The 23988-nt window shown below is 38.0% G+C and carries 21 protein-coding genes and 2 pseudogenes; 12 read left to right on the plus strand and 11 right to left on the minus strand.

Features of this window, described 5'->3' with window-relative positions:
* The first annotated feature begins 5 nt into the window (after nucleotides 1–5).
* From GJV03_RS03975 to GJV03_RS04005, 7 genes are all read left to right on the plus strand, one after another.
* The gene (locus GJV03_RS03975) at nucleotides 6–644 is read left to right on the plus strand and encodes a phosphatase PAP2 family protein (protein WP_004722566.1); all 639 of its coding nucleotides are present in this window, start codon (nucleotides 6–8) and stop codon (nucleotides 642–644) included.
* Nucleotides 644–1900, plus strand: coding sequence for an efflux RND transporter periplasmic adaptor subunit (locus GJV03_RS03980; RefSeq protein WP_035371662.1), 1257 nt, complete (start codon nucleotides 644–646; stop codon nucleotides 1898–1900). The genes GJV03_RS03975 and GJV03_RS03980 overlap by 1 nt, the downstream gene beginning before the upstream one ends.
* Nucleotides 1901–1913: 13 nt before the next feature.
* Entirely contained in the window at nucleotides 1914–5093 is a 3180-nt protein-coding gene (locus tag GJV03_RS03985; protein ID WP_004722571.1) for an efflux RND transporter permease subunit, read from the plus strand.
* Complete coding sequence (gene adeK / locus GJV03_RS03990; protein ID WP_004722574.1) at nucleotides 5093–6553, plus strand: multidrug efflux RND transporter AdeIJK outer membrane channel subunit AdeK; 1461 nt, start codon at nucleotides 5093–5095, stop codon at nucleotides 6551–6553. Before GJV03_RS03985 ends, adeK begins: the two co-directional genes overlap by 1 nt.
* Before the next feature lie 103 nt (nucleotides 6554–6656).
* The gene (locus GJV03_RS03995) at nucleotides 6657–7007 is read left to right on the plus strand and encodes a YbjQ family protein (protein ID WP_004722575.1); all 351 of its coding nucleotides are present in this window, start codon (nucleotides 6657–6659) and stop codon (nucleotides 7005–7007) included.
* Nucleotides 7008–7016: 9 nt separating this feature from the next.
* The gene (locus tag GJV03_RS04000; protein WP_004722578.1) at nucleotides 7017–7445 is read left to right on the plus strand and encodes a heavy metal-binding domain-containing protein; all 429 of its coding nucleotides are present in this window, start codon (nucleotides 7017–7019) and stop codon (nucleotides 7443–7445) included.
* A 156-nt stretch (nucleotides 7446–7601) separates the two neighbouring features.
* Nucleotides 7602–8633, plus strand: coding sequence for an agmatine deiminase family protein (locus GJV03_RS04005; RefSeq protein ID WP_154129505.1), 1032 nt, complete (start codon nucleotides 7602–7604; stop codon nucleotides 8631–8633).
* A gap of 133 nt (nucleotides 8634–8766) precedes the next feature.
* Here the strand turns inward: GJV03_RS04005 and GJV03_RS04010 are convergent, their stop codons facing one another.
* The 3 genes from GJV03_RS04010 to GJV03_RS04020 form a co-directional block, all read right to left on the minus strand.
* Nucleotides 8767–9534, minus strand: coding sequence for a hypothetical protein (locus tag GJV03_RS04010; RefSeq protein ID WP_154129506.1), 768 nt, complete (start codon nucleotides 9532–9534; stop codon nucleotides 8767–8769).
* Between the two features lie 97 nt (nucleotides 9535–9631).
* Entirely contained in the window at nucleotides 9632–10429 is a 798-nt protein-coding gene (locus tag GJV03_RS04015) for an SDR family NAD(P)-dependent oxidoreductase (protein WP_004722584.1), read from the minus strand.
* An 80-nt stretch (nucleotides 10430–10509) separates the two neighbouring features.
* Nucleotides 10510–11205 carry a hypothetical protein gene (locus GJV03_RS04020; RefSeq protein WP_004722586.1) on the minus strand — a complete coding sequence of 232 codons (696 nt, stop codon included), beginning with the start codon at nucleotides 11203–11205 and terminating at the stop codon, nucleotides 10510–10512.
* 349 nt (nucleotides 11206–11554) lie between these two features.
* Here GJV03_RS04020 and GJV03_RS04025 point away from each other — a divergent pair, with 349 nt between their 5' ends.
* Together GJV03_RS04025 and GJV03_RS04030 are read left to right on the plus strand one after the other, a co-directional pair.
* Nucleotides 11555–14449: a valine--tRNA ligase gene (locus tag GJV03_RS04025; protein ID WP_004722591.1), complete on the plus strand. Its 2895-nt coding sequence runs from the start codon at nucleotides 11555–11557 to the stop codon at nucleotides 14447–14449.
* A gap of 72 nt (nucleotides 14450–14521) precedes the next feature.
* On the plus strand, nucleotides 14522–14950 hold the full coding sequence (locus GJV03_RS04030; RefSeq protein WP_154129507.1) for an SMI1/KNR4 family protein: 429 nt from the start codon (nucleotides 14522–14524) through the stop codon (nucleotides 14948–14950).
* Nucleotides 14951–14981: 31 nt separating this feature from the next.
* Here the strand turns inward: GJV03_RS04030 and GJV03_RS04035 are convergent, their stop codons facing one another.
* The 7 genes and pseudogenes from GJV03_RS04035 to GJV03_RS04060 form a co-directional block, all read right to left on the minus strand.
* Nucleotides 14982–15947, minus strand: coding sequence for a hypothetical protein (locus GJV03_RS04035; RefSeq protein WP_105713118.1), 966 nt, complete (start codon nucleotides 15945–15947; stop codon nucleotides 14982–14984).
* 226 nt (nucleotides 15948–16173) lie between these two features.
* A complete protein-coding gene (locus GJV03_RS04040; RefSeq protein ID WP_154129508.1) occupies nucleotides 16174–16506 on the minus strand; it encodes an endonuclease domain-containing protein in 333 nt (110 codons plus the stop codon).
* Between the two features lie 505 nt (nucleotides 16507–17011).
* Nucleotides 17012–17113 (minus strand): annotated as a pseudogene (locus tag GJV03_RS21700) (endonuclease domain-containing protein); the annotation flags it as partial.
* An 89-nt stretch (nucleotides 17114–17202) separates the two neighbouring features.
* The gene (locus GJV03_RS04045; protein WP_154129509.1) at nucleotides 17203–17922 is read right to left on the minus strand and encodes a carbonic anhydrase family protein; all 720 of its coding nucleotides are present in this window, start codon (nucleotides 17920–17922) and stop codon (nucleotides 17203–17205) included.
* Between the two features lie 288 nt (nucleotides 17923–18210).
* Nucleotides 18211–18500: pseudogene (locus GJV03_RS04050) on the minus strand (SDR family NAD(P)-dependent oxidoreductase); the annotation flags it as partial.
* A 40-nt stretch (nucleotides 18501–18540) separates the two neighbouring features.
* The gene (locus GJV03_RS04055; protein ID WP_212749877.1) at nucleotides 18541–19287 is read right to left on the minus strand and encodes a DUF4882 family protein; all 747 of its coding nucleotides are present in this window, start codon (nucleotides 19285–19287) and stop codon (nucleotides 18541–18543) included.
* 94 nt (nucleotides 19288–19381) lie between these two features.
* Nucleotides 19382–20236, minus strand: a complete 855-nt coding sequence (locus GJV03_RS04060; RefSeq protein ID WP_004722600.1) for an SDR family oxidoreductase — start codon at nucleotides 20234–20236, stop codon at nucleotides 19382–19384.
* Between the two features lie 143 nt (nucleotides 20237–20379).
* Here GJV03_RS04060 and GJV03_RS04065 point away from each other — a divergent pair, with 143 nt between their 5' ends.
* On the plus strand, nucleotides 20380–20988 hold the full coding sequence (locus tag GJV03_RS04065) for a hypothetical protein (RefSeq protein WP_154129510.1): 609 nt from the start codon (nucleotides 20380–20382) through the stop codon (nucleotides 20986–20988).
* Between the two features lie 2 nt (nucleotides 20989–20990).
* Here the strand turns inward: GJV03_RS04065 and GJV03_RS04070 are convergent, their stop codons facing one another.
* The gene (locus GJV03_RS04070) at nucleotides 20991–21563 is read right to left on the minus strand and encodes a hypothetical protein (protein WP_042140671.1); all 573 of its coding nucleotides are present in this window, start codon (nucleotides 21561–21563) and stop codon (nucleotides 20991–20993) included.
* Between the two features lie 281 nt (nucleotides 21564–21844).
* On the opposite strand from GJV03_RS04070, the gene GJV03_RS04075 reads away from it, so the two are divergent.
* Together GJV03_RS04075 and GJV03_RS04080 are read left to right on the plus strand one after the other, a co-directional pair.
* Nucleotides 21845–22330, plus strand: a complete 486-nt coding sequence (locus GJV03_RS04075) for a hypothetical protein (RefSeq protein ID WP_035371666.1) — start codon at nucleotides 21845–21847, stop codon at nucleotides 22328–22330.
* A 319-nt stretch (nucleotides 22331–22649) separates the two neighbouring features.
* Nucleotides 22650–23837, plus strand: a complete 1188-nt coding sequence (locus tag GJV03_RS04080; RefSeq protein ID WP_004722606.1) for an ammonium transporter — start codon at nucleotides 22650–22652, stop codon at nucleotides 23835–23837.
* Nucleotides 23838–23988: the final 151 nt, after the last annotated feature.

Below are 23988 nucleotides of genomic sequence, written 5' to 3' on the forward strand. Positions count from 1 at the left end.
AACTTATGCCTTACGTATTGCTCCTTATTGGCTGTATAGGTTTACTTATTGGGAGTGTTGGTTTAAACATTAACCAGATACAACAGTTTGATTTTTCAAGCGTTGTATGGATGAGTTCACACCGTTTAGAGGTCTTAAATGGTCTAGCACTCACCCTATCCTATCTGGGCGGCTTACCGTCAATGATCGTGATTGCAGGGCTATGTAATTTATATTTCATACGTCTAAAACAATATGCAAATGTGCTGATGATTAGTATTGGACTGCTCGGTGCTGCGGCAATTGGTTGGATACTCAAATATCTGGTCAATCGTCCTAGACCCGATGAAATCTACCAAATGGTGCAAACCTATGGTGCTTCATTTCCTAGTGCTCACAGTATTTATGCAGCGATTGTATGCTGTTCGATTATGTTTATATTTCAAAAGCATCGCCAAGTTAAATGGATTAGCTTGGGGGGCTTTTTATGGTTTCTAAGCATGGGGGGCTCTAGAATTTATCTAGGGGCACATTTCCCAACTGATGTACTCACTGGATGGGGTATAGGTGTCATATGGGCTGCAATTTTATGGCTCATACTGTCACGAGAAACGTTAAGACAGAACAAATTATTTTTAGATAAGAATCTAAACGAGGTGGAATAATGATGTCGGCAAAGCTTTGGGCTCCTGCCCTTACTGCTTGTGCTCTCGCAACAAGTATTGCACTTGTAGGCTGCAGCAAAGATCCTAAATCAGCACAACAAGCTGGTGGTGCTGCCCAAAAAATGCCGCCGACTGAAGTTGGTGTCATTGTTGCTCAGCCACAAAGCGTAGAACAAAGTGTTGAACTTTCTGGTCGTACTTCAGCGTATCAAATCTCTGATGTTCGCCCACAAACAAATGGCGTAATTTTAAAACGTTTGTTTACTGAAGGTAGTTTTGTTCGTGAAGGTCAACCTCTTTATGAGATTGACTCGAGCATCAATCGTGCAAACTTAGACAGTGCAAAAGCAGCTTTAGTACGTCAGCAAGCAAACTTAAATGCCTTGCAGGTTAAAGCAAATCGTTATCGTCAACTTGTCGGCATCAATGCTGTTTCTAAGCAAGAGTTTGATGATTTGCTTGCACAAATCAAACTTGCTGAAGCAGATATTGCGGCATCAAATGCGGCTGTTAAAAATGCGCAAATTGACTTAGGTTATTCGACTGTTCGTTCACCTATTTCAGGTCAATCTGGTCGTTCTTCAGTCACTGCTGGTGCTTTGGTGACTGCAAACCAAGCCAATGCATTGGTTACGATTCAGCAACTTGACCCAATTTATGTAGACATCAGCCAATCAAGTGCTGAGTTATTACGTCTACGTCAACAGTTAAGCCAAGGTAGTATTGATCGTAGCAACAACACCAAAGTTCGTTTAAAACTTGAAGATGGTAGCTACTACGGTGTGGAAGGAAACCTTGCATTTTCTGATGCTAGTGTAGATCCAAGCACAGGTTCTGTGACTTTACGTGCAGTCTTCTCAAATCCTAATCATTTATTATTGCCGGGTATGTTTGCCAATGCGCAGATCGTACAAGGCGTAATTCCAAATGCTTACTTAGTTCCACAAGCAGCAATTACACGCACACCAACTGGCCAAGCAATCGCAATGCTTGTAAATGCAAAAGGTGTAGTTGAAAGCCGTCCTGTAACAACTGTAGGTGTTCAAGGTAAAGATTGGATCGTCACTCAAGGCCTAAATACTGGCGATAAAGTGATTGTTGATGGTATTGCCAAAGTAAAACCAGAACAAGCTGTGGTTGCTAAACCTTATCAGCCTCAAGCGGCTGCACCACAAGCAGGTGCTAAACCAGGTACAGCAGCACAACCTGTTCAACAAAATAAATCCAGTGAACAAAAAGCTACTTCAAATGCATAAGGGGTAGACGAATATGGCTCAATTTTTTATTCATCGCCCCATTTTTGCGTGGGTGATTGCACTGGTAATTATGTTGGCGGGTATTCTGACGCTAACAAAAATGCCTGTTGCTCAGTATCCAACAATTGCTCCTCCTGTAGTGACAATTGCTGCGACTTATCCTGGTGCTTCTGCACAAACTGTTGAGAACACCGTAACTCAGATCATTGAACAACAAATGAATGGTCTAGATGGTTTACGTTATATCTCATCAAACAGTGCGGGTAATGGTCAGGCATCAATCAACCTGAATTTTGAACAAGGTATTGATCCAGACATTGCACAGGTTCAAGTACAGAACAAATTACAGTCAGCGACAGCACTTTTACCTGAAGATGTACAACGTCAAGGCGTAAAAGTGACCAAATCTGGCGCGAGCTTTATGCAAGTACTTGCATTTTATTCGCCAGATGGCAGCCTTTCTGGCGCTGACATTAAAGACTATGTAAACTCAAATATTTCTGAACCACTGAGTCGTGTTGCAGGCGTAGGTGAAATTCAAGTCTTTGGTGGTCAATATGCAATGCGTATCTGGCTAGACCCAGCTAAAATGACCAGTTTGCAAGTTACACCAAGTGATATTGCTGCTGCCATTCGTGCACAAAACTCACAAGTGGCTGTAGGTCAATTGGGTGGTGCTCCAGCTGTACAAGGTCAAATCCTGAATGCGACTGTCAATGCGCAAAGCATGTTGCAAACACCTGAACAATTTAAAAACATCTTCCTAAAAAACACGTCTTCTGGTGCTCAAGTTCGTTTGGGTGATGTTGCACGCGTAGAATTAGGTTCAGACAGTTATCAATTCGATTCTAAATTTAATGGTAACCCTGCGGGCGGTGTAGCAATTAAATTGGCAACAGGTGCCAATGCACTTGATACAGCCGCTGCTGTAGAAAAACGCCTCACTGAATTGCGTAAAAACTACCCTGAAGGCTTAAAAGATAAAATTGCTTATGACACCACACCGTTTATTAAGCTTTCAATTGAAAGTGTGGTACATACGTTAATTGAAGCAATCGTTCTTGTATTCTTCGTGATGTTCTTGTTCTTACAGAACTGGCGTGCAACGATTATCCCAACAATGGCAGTTCCTGTAGTTGTACTTGGGACATTTGCAGTTATTAATATTTTTGGCTTCTCGATCAATACCTTAACCATGTTCGCCATGGTACTGGCGATTGGTCTATTGGTCGATGATGCCATCGTTGTGGTTGAGAACGTCGAACGGGTAATGCAAGAAGAACATGCCGGTCCAGTTGAAGCCACTGAAAAATCGATGAAACAAATTTCAGGTGCTTTGGTCGGTATTACCAGCGTATTGACTGCTGTATTTGTGCCAATGGCATTCTTTGGTGGTACTACGGGGGTAATTTACCGTCAGTTCTCGATCACGCTAGTTACAGCAATGGTTTTGTCTTTAATCGTTGCTTTAACTTTTACCCCAGCTCTTTGTGCAACATTGTTAAAACAGCATGATCCAAATCAAGAACCAAGCAATAACATTTTTGCGCGTTTCTTCCGTTGGTTTAACCGCAGTTTTGAAAAAGTAGCAGAGAAATACCAAGGTGGTGTCAATCGTATGACCCATCATAAGATATTCTCTGGTGCGATCTATATTGCTGTGATTGTTGCCTTAGTTGGACTATACAAAATGCTCCCCTCTTCTTTCTTACCAGAAGAAGACCAAGGCGTAGTTATGACGTTGGTTCAGCTACCACCAAGTGCCAGCCTTGAACGAACAGATAAAGTCATCACAACCATGACCGATTACTTCTTAAATAAGGAAAAAGCACATGTAGATACTATTTTTACAGTTTCTGGTTTCTCATTTACAGGTGTCGGGCAAAATGCTGGTTTAGCTTTTATTAAATTGAAAGACTGGAGTGAACGTACCACACCTGAATCACAAATTGGCGCCATTATTCAACGCGGTATGGCACTGAATATGATTGTAAAAGATGCATCATACATCATGCCATTGCAATTACCTGCAATGCCTGAATTAGGTGTTTCATCAGGGTTTGACATCCAATTAAAAGATGCCAGTGGTCAAGGTCACGATAAACTCATTGCTGCACGTAATGCTATTTTAGGTATGGCTTCTCAAGACAAACGTCTTGCAGGTGTTCGTCCAAATGGTCAAGAAGATACCCCTCAATATCAAATCAACATTGATCAAGCGCAAGCTGGTGCAATGGGAGTCAGTATTGCGGATATTAATTCGACCATGAGCATGGCGTGGGGTGGTTCTTATATCAATGACTTCGTTGACCGTGGTCGTGTGAAAAAAGTTTATGTTCAAGGCGAATCAAACGCTCGTATGATGCCTGAAGACTTAAACAAATGGTATGTACGTAACAATAGCGGCACCATGGTTCCATTCTCTGCATTTGCAACAGGCCAATGGACTTATGGTTCACCTCGTCTTGAGCGTTATAACGGTGTAGCTTCTGCAAACATTCAAGGTACTCCAGCACCGGGCGTAAGTTCGGGAGATGCGATGCTTGCCATGGAAGAAATTATTGGTAAGTTACCGTCTATGGGCTTAACAGGTTTCGACTATGAATGGACGGGGCTGTCTTTAGAAGAACGTGAATCTGGTAGTCAAACTGTTCCGCTTTTGATTCTTTCTTTGCTTATTGTATTCCTTTGCCTTTCAGCTTTATATGAAAGTTGGTCGATCCCTGTTTCAGTATTGCTAGTCGTACCTTTAGGTGTTATTGGTGCATTTACTTTAACCTGGTTGGGCATGGTCATCAAAGGTGATCCTAACTTATCATTTAACATCTACTTCCAAGTCGCGATCGTTGCAGTCATCGGTTTGTCTGCAAAAAATGCGATTTTGATTGTAGAGTTTGCAAAAGAGTTGCAAGAACAAGGTGAAGAATTGTTTGAAGCGACATTGCATGCTGCAAAAATGCGTTTACGTCCAATTATCATGACAACCTTAGCGTTCGGTTTCGGTGTATTACCACTTGCTTTATCAAGCGGTGCTGGTGCCGGTAGCCAACACTCAGTCGGTTATGGTGTATTAGGTGGTGTAATTAGCTCAACACTTTTAGGTATCTTCTTTATTCCTGTGTTCTTCGTATGGATTCGTAGTATCTTTAAGTACAAACCTAAAAATCAAAATATTCAGGAGCATAAATCGTGATGCAAAAAGTATGGTCTATTTCAGGTCGTAGCATTGCGGTATCTGCACTTGCGCTTGCTTTGACAGCTTGTCAAAGCATGCGTGGCCCAGAACCCGTAGCTCAAGCGAACATACCAACAGGTTATATTCAAAATAACGGTGGTACATCTATTGCTGAACAAGGTTATAAAGAGTTTTTTGCAGATCAACGCTTACTTCAAGTGCTTGATCTTGCTTTAGCCAATAACCGTGATTTACGTACAGCAACATTGAACATTCAACGTGCTCAACAAGCCTATCAAATCACTGAAAACAATCAGCTACCAACGATTGGTGCAAGTGGTGGTCTGTTACGTCAAGATCAAGGCGTAGGTGCTCAAACACGTTATAATGTGGGTCTTGGTGTAACTGCTTATGAGTTAGACTTCTGGGGTCGGGTAAAAAGTTTAAAAGACAATGCGCTTGATACTTATTTATCGACTGCAAGTGCGCGTGATGCAACGCAAATCAGCTTAATTAGTCAAGTTGCACAAGCTTGGTTAAATTACTCTTTTGCCAGCGCACAACTTAAGCTCGCTGACCAAACATTAAAAGCGCAGCTTGACTCTTATAACCTCAACAAAAAACGTTTTGATGTCGGTATCGACAGTGAAGTGCCTGTTCGTCAGGCTCAGATTTCTGTTGAAACCGCACGTAATGATGTTGCCAATTATAAGACTCAAATTGCACAAGCTCAGAACTTGCTAAATCTGCTTGTTGGACAATCAGTTCCAGACAACTTATTGCCAACACAACGTGTAACGCGTATTACCTCAAATGCTGCGTTCGCTTCTGGTTTACCAAGTGACTTGCTGAACAACCGTCCAGACGTCAAAGCGGCTGAATACCAACTTTCTGCTGCTGGTGCGAATATCGGTGCTGCGAAAGCACGCTTATTCCCAACCATCAGCTTGACAGGTACTGCAGGTTATGCATCTACTGATTTAAGTGATTTATTTAAATCAGGTGCTTTCGTTTGGTCTTTAGGTCCTAGTCTTGATATTCCGTTATGGGATTGGGGCACACGTAAAGCGAACATTAAGATTTCAGAAACAGATCAACAAATTGCGTTATCTGACTATGAAAAATCAATTCAATCTGCTTTCCGTGAAGTCAATGATGCATTAGCGACTCGCCAAAATATTGGTGATCGTCTTTCTGCTCAAAAACGTTTAGTTGATGCAACCAATACTACGTATAAACTTTCAAATGCCCGCTTCCGTGCAGGTATTGATAGTTACTTAACTGTTTTAGATGCTCAACGTACTTCTTACTCTGCTGAACAAGGTTTATTGCTATTAGAGCAAGCAAACTTAAACAATCAGGTAGAAGTTTATAAAACCCTTGGTGGTGGTCTAAAAGCCAACACTGCGGATCAAATTGCACAACCGGCCTCTTCATCTGAATTGAAATATCATTCAAAAGATAAAAAAGTCAGTTAATCTCAGTTTGATAATCAAAGCTCACTTCGGTGGGCTTTTTTTATTGCTTTTTGATGGATAATTTCCTATGTTTAAAGCAAGACATCATCAATGAATATTTAAAATGAAACTCAGTAATTTAGAAACTGTTCCAGCACATGTCATAAAGCAACAGCTTGATGTCGTTTATGGAAGCACGGTCCGCAGTAAACATGTCGGACGTGACTTTATGGCTGGTCTAAAAAATATTGTCGGTGGTGAACTCAAAGGCTATACCGAATTATTAGAAGAATCACGTCAAGAAGCCATGAATCGTATGATTGAAAAAGCACGTGTTTTAGGTGCCAATGCAATTGTCGGTATCCGTTTTTCTACGTCTAATATTGCGCAAGGTGCTTCAGAACTTTTTGTCTATGGTACTGCGGTCATTGTTGAACCGACCACAACACAACTTCCTGACCCATTTTCAAAATAGGCGAAACAGATGGATGGTTTAATTTTTAAAATTGGGCTCACACTGGTTCTGTTTTTTATTGGCTGGGGGTTTGGACGTTTTATCGAACAAAAGCATTTAAAAGAATTGGCCGACAATGAACAGCGGCTTGCTCATATTCGGATTGATACCAATAAGTTCAAAGTCTCTGAAAAGCATGGGCAACTCATCAGTAGTAATGTGGTGATTTCACATGATTATTTTAAATATATTATCGCGCAAATTCAGAACTTCTTTGGTGGTCGTTTAACCACCTATGAGAGTGTCGTAGATCGCGCACGTCGAGAAGCAATTGTTAGATTAAAACAGGAAGCTGAAAATATTGGAGCAACGCATATTATGGGCTTACGTTTAAGTACCACTGAACTCGGTATGCAAGGTGGAATGGTTGAAGTCTTTGCCTATGGAACAGCAACTTAATCTCACTCCTCTTTTTAAATAATCATGATTTTTTCATCAGAATACATAATCACTGTTGGACTGTCTGGTTTTGTATTCTGGTGATGTAAAGTTCTGGGAATACCTTGACCATAACAAAAATGGAAAAATCTTAACTTCATGAACAGGTTAGACATCATGAAAGCTTTAGCACTTAAAATAAGTATCGGATTACTGTCTATGCTTCCATTCACAATAAATGCAGAATTGATTGTATTGGCTTCGCCACAAAGTCAGGATAAGTACTATGCAGAAAAAATCGATGATATCTTTGATTTCCACGTCGATTATGCAAAGAAAATTATTCAAAATGGTGACAATGTGATGATCTTAACCGATCAACAACTTTACCCTGATTATGTCAAAGCATTGGGTAAACAGCATGTCACCATCGCGCCTATGCAAGATATTTGGATGCGTGATTTTAGCAGTGCCAATCCCAATCAACCTGTTCTTTTTCGATATACCGCTGCAGGACAAGGTGGAACCAAAAAAGCTCAAGCTATTTCTGATGATGTTCAATCAGACTTTAAAGCCTATAGCCAAAAGGCTGGCTTAAAATTTACCCAGACCCAACTGCTCAATGATGGTGGTAATTGGGTTGAAGATGGCTATGGCAATGTGGTGTTAAGCACCAAGTTCTTAGCTGACAATCATTTAACCGAAACCCAAGCAAGAGCACAACTGATCCGTTTGACAGGTGCTAAACATATTGCATTTATTGAAGCGGATGAACAAGGTGGTTTAGAACATGCGGATGGCGTGGTGAGCTTTATAGATCAGAACACTTTAGTGATTAACTCCTATCCTGAAGATCCCGACTATGCAAAACAGTTAAAAATTGATTTAAAACGCGGTATTCCAAATATCAAAATTCATGAAATCACCACACCTTATGATGGTAGTGAGATCTATGATGAAAAATTTGGTTCTGCTTGTGGTTTATATACCAATATGCTGGTCACGCCTGAGCGTATTTATTTTCCGCAATTTGGTATTAAACAAGATACTCTGGCATTACAGCAAATTCGTCGTCTAACAAAACGAACTGTCATTCCAATTTACTCTGCACAGGTATGCCATATGGGCGGTGGAGTGCGCTGTATGTCATGGCAATTAAGAGGCAAAAATGCTGAATTATTATTAAACTACTTCAATAAAATACATTAAGCATTCGATTTTTACCCTTTCAAATATCCTGTTATTTTAAAAGCATTCATCTTTTAGCTCACTGCTATTTTTACTCGCTAACGAGAAGATGAATGTTTAATAATCAGCATTACTATCCAACTGCTTATATTGCCTATCGGTACTGATATTCATCTTTAAAACTTTTAGGAAATTGATATTTTTTCCCATCAAATTTTAAAACAAACCGTTGTTGCGATGAGTGATGATTAACTTCTTGGCAATCCTCGTTTATCACTTGCGTCTGGTAGCGTTTAATTTTGCTATTGACCAAAATATCCGTATATTTCTTGGTTTGGGTTGACTGCATCACTAAGGTAGAAGCGCGTTCTTCAATATCTGCATTACAATGCATATCTATTTCTGCCCGGTTACGTGTCACAATCAAGCTGTCCAGAATTTGTTGCTTATTTTTAAGGTCATATAAATTTAAAAGTTGCATAGAAAAAGGAAAGGGCTGTGAGTGACCTGAGTAATTTAATCTTAGACCCAAAGCTCGATTTGAATCAGTGACTTTATAATTTGCTGTATCCAGCTCAATTGAATTTAAGCTAATTGCATCCGAAACCATGCGTTCTGCAACAGCATAGTGATAAATAAGCTTTAAATTTTTTGGATTAAACTTAAATAAGTCTAAAGCATAATTCCCTTCTTCTGGGTGTCCTTTTACAGGAATCCATTGGGCATAGGCCATGATCATATTTGAATTATCAACAGGATCGAGTTTACAGTCGATTAAAGACTGTTCAAGCTTTACAATTTTAGCCTGCTTCAATATTTGCGCAACAACTTGAGTATCATCACAAATATTTGCATAAACAGCACTGATCAATATGAATTGTAGACTGATGATTTTAAAAATTATTTTCATTAGATTTAACATCTTTTTTTGTGCTTATAAAGACGGAACATATTAAGAAAAAGCGCTTAGACAATGTATAAACGCCTTATCAATACAGGCAAAATTTATGAATTTTCAATCACTTTACTTTCATCTTGCGAATCATTTTATAAAGTGTCGATGGTGATAGACGAGAAACCAACACACCCAATTTTTCTTTACGCCCACCCACGACAATATATTCTTGACCCTTTAATAAAGCGGAAACTGTTTTCTGCGCAAAATCATCAGCTTCTAATCCATTTTCAATGGCTTCATCCTGATGTGCCTGTGCTTTTCCTGCACCATTTAAGGCATTGAAAGATACATTGGTTTTTACAAAACCAGGGAAAATAACAGAAACATTAACACCATCTTGTGCCACTTCTGCGCGTAAACTGTTTGCCCACATATGAATCGCTGCTTTTGCTGCAGAGTAAGATGCCCGATATTGCGTCCCCAATAAGCCCGCAACGCTAGAAATATACGCAATTCGCCCAGATTTTTGAGCTAAAAAGGTTGGTAAAACCAATTTGGTCAAAAACACTTGAGAGAAGTAATCAATTTCCATAATCGCACGTTCAGTTTGCATTGTGGTATCAGCAATCAGTGCCCTTTGGCTTAAACCCGCATTGTTGATCAACCAATCAATACGCCCTTTCTCATCTAAGACTTGTTCATATGCATGGCGTACTTGTGCTTCATCGGTAATATCCATTGCCACAGAAATATGATGATCTGGGTTAAGAAGACTTATACGAACTTTTTCAAGTTCTTCTAAACGTCTTGCACTTAAAACCACTTGTGCACCTTGTAAAGCACATTCAGCAGCCAAGGCTTTACCAATCCCTGAAGATGCGCCTGTAATCCAAACCACCTTTCCTTCTAAGCTTTCCATTTTATTATGCTCTTGAATATGGTGAATAAATATTAGACCACGTGACCCACCAAATCAATCAAGTGATTTGCTTTTAAAAACTAACCTTCAACTAAAAACTTTTTAAAATGTTCTGCATAATGTTGCGCCTTTTCTACATTGCGAGGATTGTATTCATCGCCAACTTTTTCTAAGCGTTTATAGCCAGTACTGGTGATCATATTAATCACACCATTTAAGGTTTTATCGACCACAAAGTTAAATTTTAACAAAGTCTTAGGGTCACGGATAAATTCTGATACACCGAGGTCAATAATTTTAACCAAATTTTTTAGTGTCACAGGCAAAGCACTGGTATCCCCTTGAATGACCTTTTGAATATTGCTAGTCGCTTCTTGCCCTAAGCTACGGTCTAATTGGTAATACATCACCACTTCAGTTGCATCTGAATCTTCAAACTTTTTAAGAATATGGTTTGCCACAGGCTTTAGACGATCATTACTAAAAAAGGAAATTGACCACGGCATATATTTTTTTAATGCCCCTTCAATCTGATCAAAAATCTGTTCAGCTTCTTTGAGCTTTTTCTTCCCTGTCGCATCTAGTGCATCATTTTTACGTTGTTCATCAAGTAAGGTTCCAAAAACCTGATCCAGCACTTGGCATGACATTTCCGTAAAGACATTACCTAATTGTTTTGCCAGATCTCTTTTTTCGCCATGATTCAAACTTTGGGTAATGCTTTTTAACTCTTGGTAAGTCTGCTGTTTAATCAATAAATCGATTTTATACTGCATTGTTATGTGTCCTTTTGTTGTTTTGTCCTATTCAATTTTGATCTTAGCAAAACTTGAAATATCTTGCATTGTCTTTAACTACTGCTATCTGTTGAATATCAATCACAAATACTCTCAACAAATCAAATATCTAAAACACGCATTTGTAAATATGACTCAGTTAAAACCCCACAATATCCAACATTTGTCATATTTAAGATCGATAAAAACAACAAATGCATCTTGTATTCTCATGTTTTGATTGCTGCATTTAATTCAAGATAAATATGCCATAACAGGAATCAACATTCCTAATGAATATTTGCTACAATGAATGCAATTTTTTACTTACTTTTGATCTGTTTTTACTATGACTGATTCAGCGCAAAATATTGCTACAACCTACGATCCTACCGAGATCGAGAAAAAATGGTACAAGACTTGGGAAGAGAAAGGTTATTTCCAACCGTCTCGTAAAGGCGATTCATTCTGTATCATGATTCCGCCACCGAACGTCACAGGTAGCTTGCACATGGGTCATGGTTTTAACAATGCCATCATGGATGCCTTGACACGTTACAACCGTATGTCTGGTAAAAATACTTTATGGCAACCGGGTACTGACCATGCGGGTATTGCAACGCAAATGGTGGTTGAGCGTCAATTGGCAGCTCAAGACATTAGTCGTCATGATTTAGGGCGTGAAAAGTTCATCGACAAAATTTGGGAATGGAAAGAACAATCTGGCGGCACAATTACCCGTCAAATTCGTCGTCTTGGCTCATCTGTAGATTGGTCACGTGAACGTTTCACCATGGATGATGGCCTTTCAAATGCTGTTAAAGAAGTATTTGTAAAACTGCATGAACAAGGTTTGATTTACCGTGGCAAACGCTTGGTAAACTGGGACCCTAAACTACAAACTGCACTTTCAGACCTAGAAGTTGAATCAGATAAAGAAGAACAAGGTTCATTGTGGCACTTCAAATACTTCTTTGAAGATAAGTCTCTACGTACTCAAGACGGTCACGATTATTTAGTAGTTGCAACAACCCGTCCAGAAACATTACTGGGTGATACTGCTGTTGCAGTTGCTCCAGATGACGAACGTTATGCACACCTTGTTGGTAAAAATATTATCCTGCCGATTACAGGTCGTGCGGTTGCGATTGTTAAAGATGAATATGTCGATAAAGAATTCGGTACAGGTTGTGTAAAAATCACCCCTGCACATGACTTCAATGATTATGAAGTGGGCAAACGTTGTGAACTCGCAATCATCAACATTTTCAACAAAAATGCCGAAGTTTTAGCTGATTTTGAGTTTATCGCAAAAGCTGGCGAAGCGATTTCTAAAACCATCCCAGCACCAGCTGATTATATTGGTTTAGAGCGCTTTGTTGCACGTAAAAAATTGGTTGCACAAGCTGAAGCTGAAGGTTGGTTAGACCAAATTCAACCCTATACGCTGAAACCACCACGTGGTGACCGTTCAGGTGTGATCATTGAACCATTATTGACCGACCAATGGTATGTCAAGATTGCGCCTCTTGCAGAGCCTGCAATCAAAGCAGTAAAAGACGGCGATATTAAGTTTGTGCCTGAACAATACAGCAATATGTATATGGCTTGGATGAACAACATTCAAGATTGGTGTATTTCTCGTCAATTGTGGTGGGGTCACCGTATCCCAGCTTGGTACGATGCAGAAGGCAACATTTATGTTGGTCGTTCTGAAGAAGAAGTTCGTGAAAAAAATAATATCGCTGCTGATATTGAATTAAATCAAGATGAAGATGTACTGGATACATGGTTCTCTTCAGGTCTTTGGACCTTCTCTACACTGGGTTGGACCGGTGATGAAGCAAAAGATAAAGAAAACTATTTCTTAAATACATTCCACCCAACGGATGTATTGGTAACAGGTTTTGACATCATTTTCTTCTGGGTTGCCCGAATGATCATGATGACCATGCACTTCATGAAAAATGAAGATGGCACACCGCAAGTTCCATTTAAAACTGTGTATGTACATGGTTTGGTTCGTGACGGTGAAGGTCAAAAAATGTCTAAATCTAAAGGCAACGTACTCGACCCATTAGATTTGATTGATGGTGTAGATCTTGAAACCTTAGTACAAAAACGTACCACTGGTTTAATGAACCCTAAAGATGCACCAAAAATTGAGAAATCTACGCGTAAAGAATTTCCTGAAGGTATTCAAGCTTACGGTACAGATGCGGTTCGTTTTACTTTCTGTGCACTTGCCAATACAGGCCGTGACATTAAGTTCGATATGAAACGTGTTGAAGGCTATCGTAACTTTGCCAACAAAATCTGGAACGCAACCCGTTTCGTGATGATGAACTGTGAACAACAGCCAATTGGTCAGGAAATCCGTCAAGATCTTTGGGAACTTCCTGAACAATGGATTGTCAGCCGTTTACAAAAAGCGGAAGCTGCCGTTCAACAAGCGTTTGCCACCTACCGTTTAGATTTGGCTGCTCAAGCGATTTATGAGTTCATCTGGAATGAATACTGTGACTGGTATGTTGAACTGACCAAACCAGTACTGAATGATGAAAACGTATCGGCTGAGCGTAAAGCAGAAGTTCGTCGTGTCCTTCTTTCTGTAATGGAAGCGTCTTTACGTCTTGCACATCCAATCATGCCATTCTTAACTGAAGAAATTTGGCAGACCCTTGCACCAATGATTGGTATTGGTGGTGAAACCATCATGCTTGCGCCATACCCTGTTCCAAATCCTGAACGTATCAATGATCAGGCTGAAGCAGATATGCTTGGGCTACAAGGCTTGATTGGCGCTGTACGTAATATTCGTGGCGAAATGGGCTTAGGTAATGCACGTTTATTACCTGTATTGCTTCAAAACGCCACTGATGCTGAAAAAGCACAAATTGCACGTATTGAACCACTTTTTAAGGCTTTGGCTAAAGTTGAAAGCATTACCTTCTTAACCGATGCTGAGCAACCACCGTTGTCTTCATCTTCTGTTGTTGGTCATGTGTCTGTATTTGTACCAATGAAAGGCTTGATTGATCCGAAAGCAGAACTTGCTCGTTTGCAAAAAGACTTAGATAAGGTTCAAAAACAGCATGACCAAATTGCTTCTAAACTTGCAAATGAGGGCTTTGTGGCTAAAGCACCTGCTGCTGTTGTTGAAGGTGAAAAAGTTAAACTTGCTGAGTTTGTAGATCAGTTAGCCAAGATTAAAGCCAATATGGAACAGATTGCGGCGCTTTAAGCTAAGCTTGCAATTTTGCCTCTAAAGAAGGAAGCTTAATTAAGCTTCCTTCTTTTTTTGAGTAAAATAATTATGGTTATTCAAAAATTAAAACAACATTTCATCAATCAAAATATACGTATCAATCAACCGACTACATTGTTAGAAACGTTAAAATTTGAACAAAAATATGGAGTTAGACTTCCACAAATTTTTAAAGAATATTTTATTTTTTTCAATGGTACAGGTGAAGCCAATTTTGGTGATGAGGGCTATTCTTTCTTTTCTTTAGCTGAATTTAGACCTGTAAAAGATTTAAAAGGGATTGAAAACTTTCCTCATGCAAATTGTTTTGTATTCTCTGAATTCTTACTCTGGATGACTGCATATGCAGTAAAACTAGACGAACATGGCAATGAATTCGGCATTTATGAAATCTGTAATACGCATAATAAGGTTTGTAACAGTTTTGAAGAGTTTATCTCAATGATGATGACAAATGATTGTGATCATCTTTCATGATTCTGAACACTGAATTGAATAATTTCTTGATTTATATCGGGTCAATATAACTTTCATCAATTTCAAAACCATGTTGTCTCGCTTCTTGCTCTGCTTTGTAGCGAAGTAGTTTAGCCTTTACTTTGTAAGCTTCAATTTCATTCACATCATCAAGACCTTCTGGACAATAACTTTTATAAGATAACAAATTATTTGCCTTATTTATTTCGAACGAAACAGAAAATGCATCATCATAAAAAACACTCATATAGATCCCATCTAAATAAAGATTGAGATCAATTGCATGAAGTTCACCCTCTAAACAATTACAAAATTGTTCAAAAGATAAAATGGATTGATTAGGTAAAATTGTATGCTGTTGCTCTTTTAATAAACGTTCTTCGCATGAAACTGCATATCTAGCATCATGAGGTAAATAATAATTTTTCCATCCCTGTTTAAGTAAGATTGCTAACTTTTGAGTAAATTGCTTATAAGCTTGTTCCAAAGTTGCATTTTCATCACTCCAGCGATCAGAAATATTGTATGAATAAATCTCTCGATCCGCCAAGTAAAAACAACAAAAAAAAGCCTGATCAAAATTTAATGTAACACTCTCTGTAGAAAGCTCTACAGGTACATATCGGACATCTTCGTCACCATCATGATCATAGACACACCCAAAATCTATAATCAATCGATTAAGCGACTTAGGAGCTTCTTGAATCAATACATCCATTTGTATATTTGAAAGATTGAGTTGATGCTTTAAATCAATTAAACCATCGTCTTTTAAACTCAGTTTTAAAAAGCCAATTTTTTCAGCATCAATCATGTCTTTACGCTTTTCATCTGATTGGACTTTGAAACTTTCAGTCCAATATGTTGATTGCGAATCATTCATTTCTTTTTGATGAGGATAAGACGTATCTTTTGAACTTTTATTATTTTTTATTACGATGACAACAAGAGTGATAAAAATCAACAAAGCCAAAATTATCAACAAATTTAAAATCATAGTACTCACTTTTTATTAAAAAATTTAAATTATCGCAAAATTATAATTTAAATTATTAAAAATAAATATTTGTTTTTTAAAAATATTAATTACCCTCACCCCACCCTTCTCCCATAGGGAGAGGGAGTATCATTTGATTTCATGAAAATCTGAATTCAAAAATGGAGTTCCCTCTCCTTCCAGGAGAGGGTTAGGGAGAGGTGTCTTTCAATTCAATACAGATATTTCACAAATCTTCCAATACCACCTCACTCCGATTCAACACATCATCATTCCAATAACGGATAACTTTAAGTCCCAAGGCCTCTAAAAACTGAGTTCTTTCATTATCATAAGCTACGACCACATCTGTATTATGTTGACCACCATCCAACTCAACCACTAAGTCCAATTCATGACAGTAAAAATCAACAATATAAGGCTCAATCACATGTTGACGACGAAACTTTAAATTCATAAATCGTTGAGCTCGTAAAAGTTGCCACATAAGATGTTCGGCATCTGTGGCATCGTGTCGCATAGATTTAGCGTATTCTAATAATTTGGGGTTTAGCTTCATTTTATTTTCCCTCTCCCTAACCCTCTCCCACGGGGAGAGGGGACTTCCGTTACTAATTTTATCTTTATTTGATACACAATAAATTTCTCTCCTTCCAGAAGAAGGCTAAAGAGAAGTAACTAAAATGTTTGTATAAATTCCACCACCTCAATCTCCATCAAATGTGGAAGGAACATTCTTTGAGAATTTAATAATTATTCGATACACAATGGAGTTCTCTCCTTTCAGAAAAAGGCTAAAGAGAGGTGGCTAAAAATATGTGCATAAAATTCCACAACCTTAATTTTCCCCAAAATGTGGCAGAAACACTCTTTGAGAGTTTAATAATCATTCGATACACAATAGGTTTCTCTCTCCTTTCAACAGAGGATTAAATAGAGAGGCAACTAAAATATTTGCATAAACTCCACCACCTCAATCTTCCCCAAAATGTGGAAGGAACATTCTTTGAGAATTTAATAGTTATTTAATACCCAATGAGGTTACCTCTCCTTCCAGGAGAGGGTTAGGGAGAGGTGTCTTTCAATTCAATACAGATATTCCACAAACCATCCAACACCGCCTCAGTCTGATTTAACACATCATCATTCCAATAACGAATAACTTTAGTGCAAAAAAAAATTAAAAGAATTTTTCTAAGCAAATCCCACAAAAGAATTAAAAAAGTAGATCCTCTGATCTACTTTTTACCCTGAATTACTCCAAAATCAACCGCGCGCCAATCGGTTGTATCGGACGATTATTTGGATGTCCCATTAACTCCATAAAAGACTCAATTTGCTCATTCGACGCCTGCTGAATTTCCTTAAACACCACCCATCGGACTCCTTCTGAACACGGCGGTGTTGTTAAAGACCCATTAAAACGGTAATACTCTAAGTTATTGGGTAAATAGCTGTCTGCTTTATTTTTTGAATATAGCTGATTACTTTCACCCACATTTTTAGGCAAGGAATTCCAGATATGTTTTAGTTTTTCATTCTCCAATCCATATTGAAACATTAATGCGACAACTGCCAATTCACCTTTGTCTGAAGCGTGCACTAAATGTAATTCCATGGGATAGCTTTGACCATTAATATTGTTTTCACTTGGACTATGTACATGAAATTGTTCCAGTAAAAAAGTCTGCCCATCTAAAACTAAACTTGCTCCTTGATTAAACTCAATCTGCATCGTATGACCAATATTTTGCACAGACTTTGCTGTAGTGTGATAATTAAATTCCAATGGTGGTAAATTCGCAGTCACCGTATCTCGAATATCAATTGGAGATTGATTTACACCTGCACACGATTGAAATTTTTGATTCGCACTCGCCCAATCTTTGGGGTTTTGATAATCCCAATCTGATCCTGCCCAAAGTATTGTTGTAGCGAATAGACTAATTATTGTTAAACTGAATTTAATAAACATAAAAGCCCCTTAATTATTCAAATATTTTCAGCACTGAATGCTCTATTTATAAATGCTCTAGTCATATGAAATACTGTTGTACTCAAGAGCATGATGTGAATTTGGTAAATTTTTTATTAAGATTTTCTACCAAATCTTGTTAGATTATAAGAAATATATTCATTCAAGTTCAAGTCCTTTATTTTTTCCTAAAACAGATGCATGCACTACTCTGTATTTTATAAAATAAGTAGTGCTGGACTAAGCTTTTCCATTGTTATTTTTTAATCAAACTCCAAATTTAAATCACTATTCCTTCAGTTGATCCAAAGCTGTCCCCTGCACAGGATTTCTTTTCCAATAATAAGGTTGGAAAAATCGAATTACTAAACGCCATGGTGTCATCCAGACAATACGCACATTGCTGTTTTTATTCTTGCTGATGCGTTCCGCCAAATAACCACATGCTTGCTCAGGTGGATTAATCACAAACATAAATAACCATTTCATTTCATACCAGTTTTAACTTCACCTTGCTGCCAAGAAGAAATCAATAAATCCGTGGCCAACATTTCGGGACTTAATATTCCAATCAAAATATTGTTATTGAAATTAGTTCGTTATATTTTAAAGAATAATTCAAATTGTATTGCCACAAATATCAGTTGTACCTGTTGGATAAGACTGTGTCATTTTTGTAGCATCTGTAATTAATTCAATTGAAACCTCTTTTCCAATATTGGGGGAGTTGGGTGATATTCCATTTAAAGCAGCAGCAATCATAAAAAATGAATTAATTACAGGTAAAGTGTAATTTGATAAGTAACCTTTATTCACGCCATTCACAATAAATCCTGCTTGTTTTGAAATTGGGTTTATATAAATGCCTATGTATTGATAGTCATTACTGTTGTTTGAAATATTTAATTCGACTAAAGAAGTATTCGCATTAGGATCGCTTATAGTAAATTTATTTACAGCACTATTTTCTGTTGATGCATTGGTATACCCAACATTACTTAAAAAGGTTGATTGACCGCCATTTTTCCCGATATGGGCTACAGGAAAAAATAATAATTGTTCTGTACTTAATAACTGATTTTTAGGAACTTTAAATTTATATTCATAAGCATAAATAGAGCTTGATGGTACAGTGATGCCGCTAGAATTGAGAGTAACATTATTATTTGTCGCTAAAAAATATTTCAATGTAGAAGTTGAAAAAATATTAAAGCCAACTTTTTGACCTGATCTATTTGGAAAAATTAAAGAACCTGGTTCTTCAGAATTCAATGTAGCTTGAGTCACATCTAAATCATAAGTACAAGCACTCCATCCACTCATACTTAGAAATCCTGTCAGTAATCCTATTATTAACTTTTTCATTATTGTTTTCTCGCCATTATCAATCTCAAATATAATATAAAAAGATGAATTCGTGTACAAAAACGGATAGAGGTAACTAAAGAATCAAAAATTCCTATTCCTTAAGCTGATCTAAAGCCGTCCCCTGTACCGGATTTCTTTTCCAATAATAAGGTTGGAAAAACCGAAGCAACAAACGCCATGGTGTCATCCAAACAATACGCGTATTGCTCTTTTTATTCTTGCTGATGCGTTCTGCTAAATAACCACACACTCGCTCAGGCGGGTCAATTACAAACATAAACAACCATTTCATTTTATGCCAGTTTTTAACTTCACCCTGCTGCCAAGAAGAAATCAATAAATCCGTGGCCACCATTCCAGGGCTGAGCGTTCCAATCAAAATATCACTATTCTTGGTTTCTTTATTTAAAGCATGATTCAGATAAGCAACTGCTCGTTTACTGGTTGCATAAGGCGTCATCCCCGCACTCCACTCGCCACGACTGCCCCAACCTTCCATATTAAAAATTTGCCCAAAACCTTGCTGCATCATTCCTTTTAAAGCCACTTGCGAACCCAACATCGTACCAAGTACATTGGTTTTGATTACACTTTCCAAATCTGAGCTAGCAATCTCGGTAAATGCCCTTGCTGCATTACAGGTACCGGCATTGTTAATCCAAACATTGACCTGACCTAACTTTAAAACTGTTTCTTCCCATAAATTGTGTAAATCTTCATATTGAGCCACATCGCAGGTCACCCCATAAATTCTATTCGGCACATAGCGTTGCGCAAAGTCTGCAACAACTTGATTTAACTGCTCTACATTTCGTGCTGAAATCATTACAGACCAACCTAACTTTAAAAAAGCTTCTGCCAAAGCAAAACCAATTCCACGCGTACCTCCTGTAATCACGACAGACAAAGCTTGATCAGAATTTGATGTGTTCAAAATATTCCCCATTGTGGTGATGAATCAGTATGGACAGCAAACTGGCACGTGATAAAACCCACGACTATATCTCCAATTTAGGACATTGGGCATCAAAAAATCAATTTTTAAGATAGAATCTCCCGCATTCAAAATTATTGAATGATTCATATTCTATGAAAAACAAAATTTTATTATGCATCATCCTTATTTTTCTCCTTGTCTGTCATGAGAAACCCAGTACATCAACTGAAAGTGAGCCAACCAAACAAGAAACGCCTCAACATGTTCAAACCAAAGCAGAACCTATTGTGATTCCTGCTCAGCCAGAGCCAGACCACCTCGTCAATAATCCAACACAGCTCCCTCAAGGTTATTTAGTCGATACGACATATCTTAAAAAGCCATTGCCCATCGATTTTGATGGAGATGGAAAACTAGATGCTTTCCAAGTCTTAAAGAATTCCAATAAAAAAGGCATGAAATATCTGTTTGAATTCCGTATTTCGGACAGTGATAAAGTTTATTACTATCAAAATAATGAAGAAGATGATGATTTAGATATTTTTGCTAAGTTCGAAGTCGCACCTAAAACAAATATTTATGTTGATGAAGAATATCGCTTTGGAGAAAATGGCGATATTATTGCTAACGAACAGATTGATCCTAAACATTATTTAAAGTTTAACGGTGATGGTGTTTCAGTCAATGTCCTCGAAGAAACCTGTGCTGCATCTGCCTTTTTCTTAACAGATGACAAAATTAAACGGATTTATCTTTGTTAAATCTATTTTTCATCCGCAAAAATTGCATTTGCACCAATGACTTTAGAAATCTTCACTTGGTCTTGCTTTAATAAAGCATAGATTTTCGCTTTAAGTGTTTCACTGGTAAAAGTCCCGTTTAAATTCAGCAAAATGGGTTCATCACTCAATGAACCTTTGCCGTGATACTCTTGATTAATATCGTTGGTGGTTGCCTGATTGACCACCACAAAATGCCCCTCAATACCAGCCGCTTGACCACAAGCTAAACTCTGTGGCGACCAATCCCCTACTCTGATCTCAGGTTTTAAAGCATAGCCTTTGCTAGCTAATATTTTCTTCTGCTGTGTTGTTGCCATGGGAAAACTCAGTGTCTTTTGCTGACCTTTCCAGTTTACCGTTAATTGACTGGATAAACATGATGCTCGAAAAGAACCCGCACTACCTAACTCTGTATCCTCATTAGAATCATCACATTGTGAAATAACTTGAAAAGTTGCTTCTCCACACTGCAACAGTTTAGATTTATAGATTTTATATTGATTGGACTGAGCACTCACTGCTTCAGTAAAAAGACAGAAACCAAAGAACGCCATCAAATACACTAAAAAATTGGAATATGTTTTAGACACCATCATTTTTATACACTTCATTGATCGTTTAATCGCAAATTGATTTTATATTAAACATTTATTTACAACTCATTAAATCATACACTAATACACCAACCATTTGAAATTTATAATGATATAAGTTAAATAGCCCTAAGATACAGCTTAAACCAGAAGATGAATACATTAGCATGACAACAAAAGCTTGATAAAAATACATATTTTTAAAATAATGTTAATTCAATCACAAAATAATCGATATGATGATGAAAAATATAATAATATTCAGCAGTGGTGTTTTATCACTATTTTTAGCTTCACATAATTATGCCGCGGCTCCGCAAGTCCCTGAGGAAACGGCAACACAAATTTTTAAAAGCGCAAAGTTTCAAAAAACCAATCTTGGCTGGGAAAGCCGCTGTAGCCTTGGCAATATCTCCTATTATGGTGATCTCAATAAAGATGGTCGTCCTGATGCCGTTGTAGTCGATGGTGGTGTCGGTTGCTACGCAAACACAGGAATTGGATTTTATATTGTTACCCAACAGACCAATAAACAATGGGTGAGAATATTTAACAGTCATGGGACGCCTGAATTTCTATCTACTTTAGGAAAACATGGTTGGCCAGATATTGCCATCAATGACTCAACTAAATGCTTTGCTGTGTATAGATGGAACGGTCAAAAATTTCAAAGAAACCGTTTCGAATACAAAAATCAAGTTTGCAGTCTGGGTGTTTCCAAAAATTGATCTCTAAGTTATTTTTTAATTTTAGTTAAAACATTTTATCGGTTTATTTTTAGATTAAAATTTGACTGCATGAGTTTAAGGTGAAACACAACAAATAAAAATCAATAATTATCAGTACCTTAAAAATAAGCCAGAATATCTTATTGCATCAAGTTAGTGCATAAATTCCAATATAGTGCATGCTTTTGCTTTATATCGAGTCTTAATAATATTTTGAAATTGTTGATCTATTTTTTCATACAGCCAAACGCTTCACGGATTCAAATCGTTGGTTATACTTGAACCAATTTGTGACAAATAGCACCAAAAAGAATCGTATATGCAAAACGTTGATCTACTCTTTCTCTTGCTTGGCGCAGTGCTTGTACTCGCTATGCATGCTGGCTTTGCTTTTTTAGAGCTGGGAACAGTTCGCCATAAAAATCAAGTCAATGCACTCAGTAAAATCATTACTGATTTTTCAATCTCAGCAATCGCCTACTTCTTTGTTGGCTATTATATTGCCTATGGACAACACTTTTTCCATACAGGCGCTACGCTTTCAACTGAGCATGGCTACAATTTGATGCGTTGTTTTTTCCTTTTGACCTTTGCTGCAGCAATTCCCGCTATTGTTTCTGGCGGCATTGCAGAACGTGCCAAAATGCGTTCTCAAGCCATTGCAACTCTATTTATAGTAGCGCTGGTTTATCCTTTTTTTGAAGGGATCGCGTGGAATGGTAATCTCGGCCTGCAAAAGTGGTTAGCGGATACATTTGGTGCAAGCTTCCATGATTTTGCTGGCTCTGTTGTTGTCCATGCGATGGGTGGCTGGATTGCGCTTGCAGCAGTGTTACTACTCGGTGCACGTCATGGGCGCTATAAAAAAGATGGTCGCGTTAGTGCGCATCCACCCTCTTCTATTCCTTTCTTAGCGCTCGGTTCTTGGATCTTAATTGTTGGCTGGTTTGGCTTTAATGTCATGAGTGCTCAACGCTTAGATGCAATCTCAGGTTTAGTTGCAATGAACTCACTCATGGCAATGGTAGGCGGCACGCTTTCTGCAAATTTCTTTGGAAAAGAAGATCCTGGCTTTTTACATAATGGCCCCTTAGCAGGCTTAGTGGCAATCTGTGCAGGTTCTGATGTTGTTCACCCAATTGGCGCTTTATTTATTGGTATCTGTGCAGGTTTTCTGTTTGTTAAACTGTTCACATACACACAAAATAAACTCAAGATTGATGATGTACTTGGGGTTTGGCCATTACATGGCGTTTGTGGTGCATTTGGTGGTATTGCTGTGGGCATATTTGGTCAGCAATGGTTGGGGGGAATCGGCGGAGTATCCTTGATGTCTCAGCTTATTGGTACCTCACTTGCCATTTTACTGGCTTTAGCAGGTGGGTTTGCCGTATACGGCATACTTAAAGCCACTATGGGTATTCGTTTAACACAAGAAGAAGAGTTTCGTGGTGCGGATTTATCCATTCATAAAATTTCTGCAAATTCTGAAGATGCAATGTTTTAATCGTTTCTAATACCATGTTTTAATTTTATACATTTTTACGCTATAAAAGAGCGGCTTTTCAGCCGCTTTTTTATTGTATCTAAATGACAATAAAATAATTTTCGCAATACAATTTTAAAATAGAATAGTCACCCCTTAAAATAAAGATTCA

This window comes from Acinetobacter sp. RIT698 (assembly GCF_009668065.1).
Classification (GTDB): domain Bacteria; phylum Pseudomonadota; class Gammaproteobacteria; order Pseudomonadales; family Moraxellaceae; genus Acinetobacter; species Acinetobacter guillouiae.

Coding starts and splice junctions, on each gene's coding strand:
- GJV03_RS03975 (WP_004722566.1), top strand. CDS start 6: ATGCCTTACGTATTGCTCCTTATTGGCTGTATAGGTTTACTTATTGGG.
- GJV03_RS03980 (WP_035371662.1), top strand. CDS start 644: ATGATGTCGGCAAAGCTTTGGGCTCCTGCCCTTACTGCTTGTGCTCTC.
- GJV03_RS03985 (WP_004722571.1), top strand. CDS start 1,914: ATGGCTCAATTTTTTATTCATCGCCCCATTTTTGCGTGGGTGATTGCA.
- adeK (WP_004722574.1), top strand. CDS start 5,093: ATGCAAAAAGTATGGTCTATTTCAGGTCGTAGCATTGCGGTATCTGCA.
- GJV03_RS03995 (WP_004722575.1), top strand. CDS start 6,657: ATGAAACTCAGTAATTTAGAAACTGTTCCAGCACATGTCATAAAGCAA.
- GJV03_RS04000 (WP_004722578.1), top strand. CDS start 7,017: ATGGATGGTTTAATTTTTAAAATTGGGCTCACACTGGTTCTGTTTTTT.
- GJV03_RS04005 (WP_154129505.1), top strand. CDS start 7,602: ATGAAAGCTTTAGCACTTAAAATAAGTATCGGATTACTGTCTATGCTT.
- GJV03_RS04010 (WP_154129506.1), bottom strand. CDS start 9,534: ATGTTAAATCTAATGAAAATAATTTTTAAAATCATCAGTCTACAATTC.
- GJV03_RS04015 (WP_004722584.1), bottom strand. CDS start 10,429: ATGGAAAGCTTAGAAGGAAAGGTGGTTTGGATTACAGGCGCATCTTCA.
- GJV03_RS04020 (WP_004722586.1), bottom strand. CDS start 11,205: ATGCAGTATAAAATCGATTTATTGATTAAACAGCAGACTTACCAAGAG.
- GJV03_RS04025 (WP_004722591.1), top strand. CDS start 11,555: ATGACTGATTCAGCGCAAAATATTGCTACAACCTACGATCCTACCGAG.
- GJV03_RS04030 (WP_154129507.1), top strand. CDS start 14,522: ATGGTTATTCAAAAATTAAAACAACATTTCATCAATCAAAATATACGT.
- GJV03_RS04035 (WP_105713118.1), bottom strand. CDS start 15,947: ATGATTTTAAATTTGTTGATAATTTTGGCTTTGTTGATTTTTATCACT.
- GJV03_RS04040 (WP_154129508.1), bottom strand. CDS start 16,506: ATGAAGCTAAACCCCAAATTATTAGAATACGCTAAATCTATGCGACAC.
- GJV03_RS04045 (WP_154129509.1), bottom strand. CDS start 17,922: ATGTTTATTAAATTCAGTTTAACAATAATTAGTCTATTCGCTACAACA.
- GJV03_RS04055 (WP_212749877.1), bottom strand. CDS start 19,287: ATGAAAAAGTTAATAATAGGATTACTGACAGGATTTCTAAGTATGAGT.
- GJV03_RS04060 (WP_004722600.1), bottom strand. CDS start 20,236: ATGGGGAATATTTTGAACACATCAAATTCTGATCAAGCTTTGTCTGTC.
- GJV03_RS04065 (WP_154129510.1), top strand. CDS start 20,380: ATGAAAAACAAAATTTTATTATGCATCATCCTTATTTTTCTCCTTGTC.
- GJV03_RS04070 (WP_042140671.1), bottom strand. CDS start 21,563: ATGGCGTTCTTTGGTTTCTGTCTTTTTACTGAAGCAGTGAGTGCTCAG.
- GJV03_RS04075 (WP_035371666.1), top strand. CDS start 21,845: ATGAAAAATATAATAATATTCAGCAGTGGTGTTTTATCACTATTTTTA.
- GJV03_RS04080 (WP_004722606.1), top strand. CDS start 22,650: ATGCAAAACGTTGATCTACTCTTTCTCTTGCTTGGCGCAGTGCTTGTA.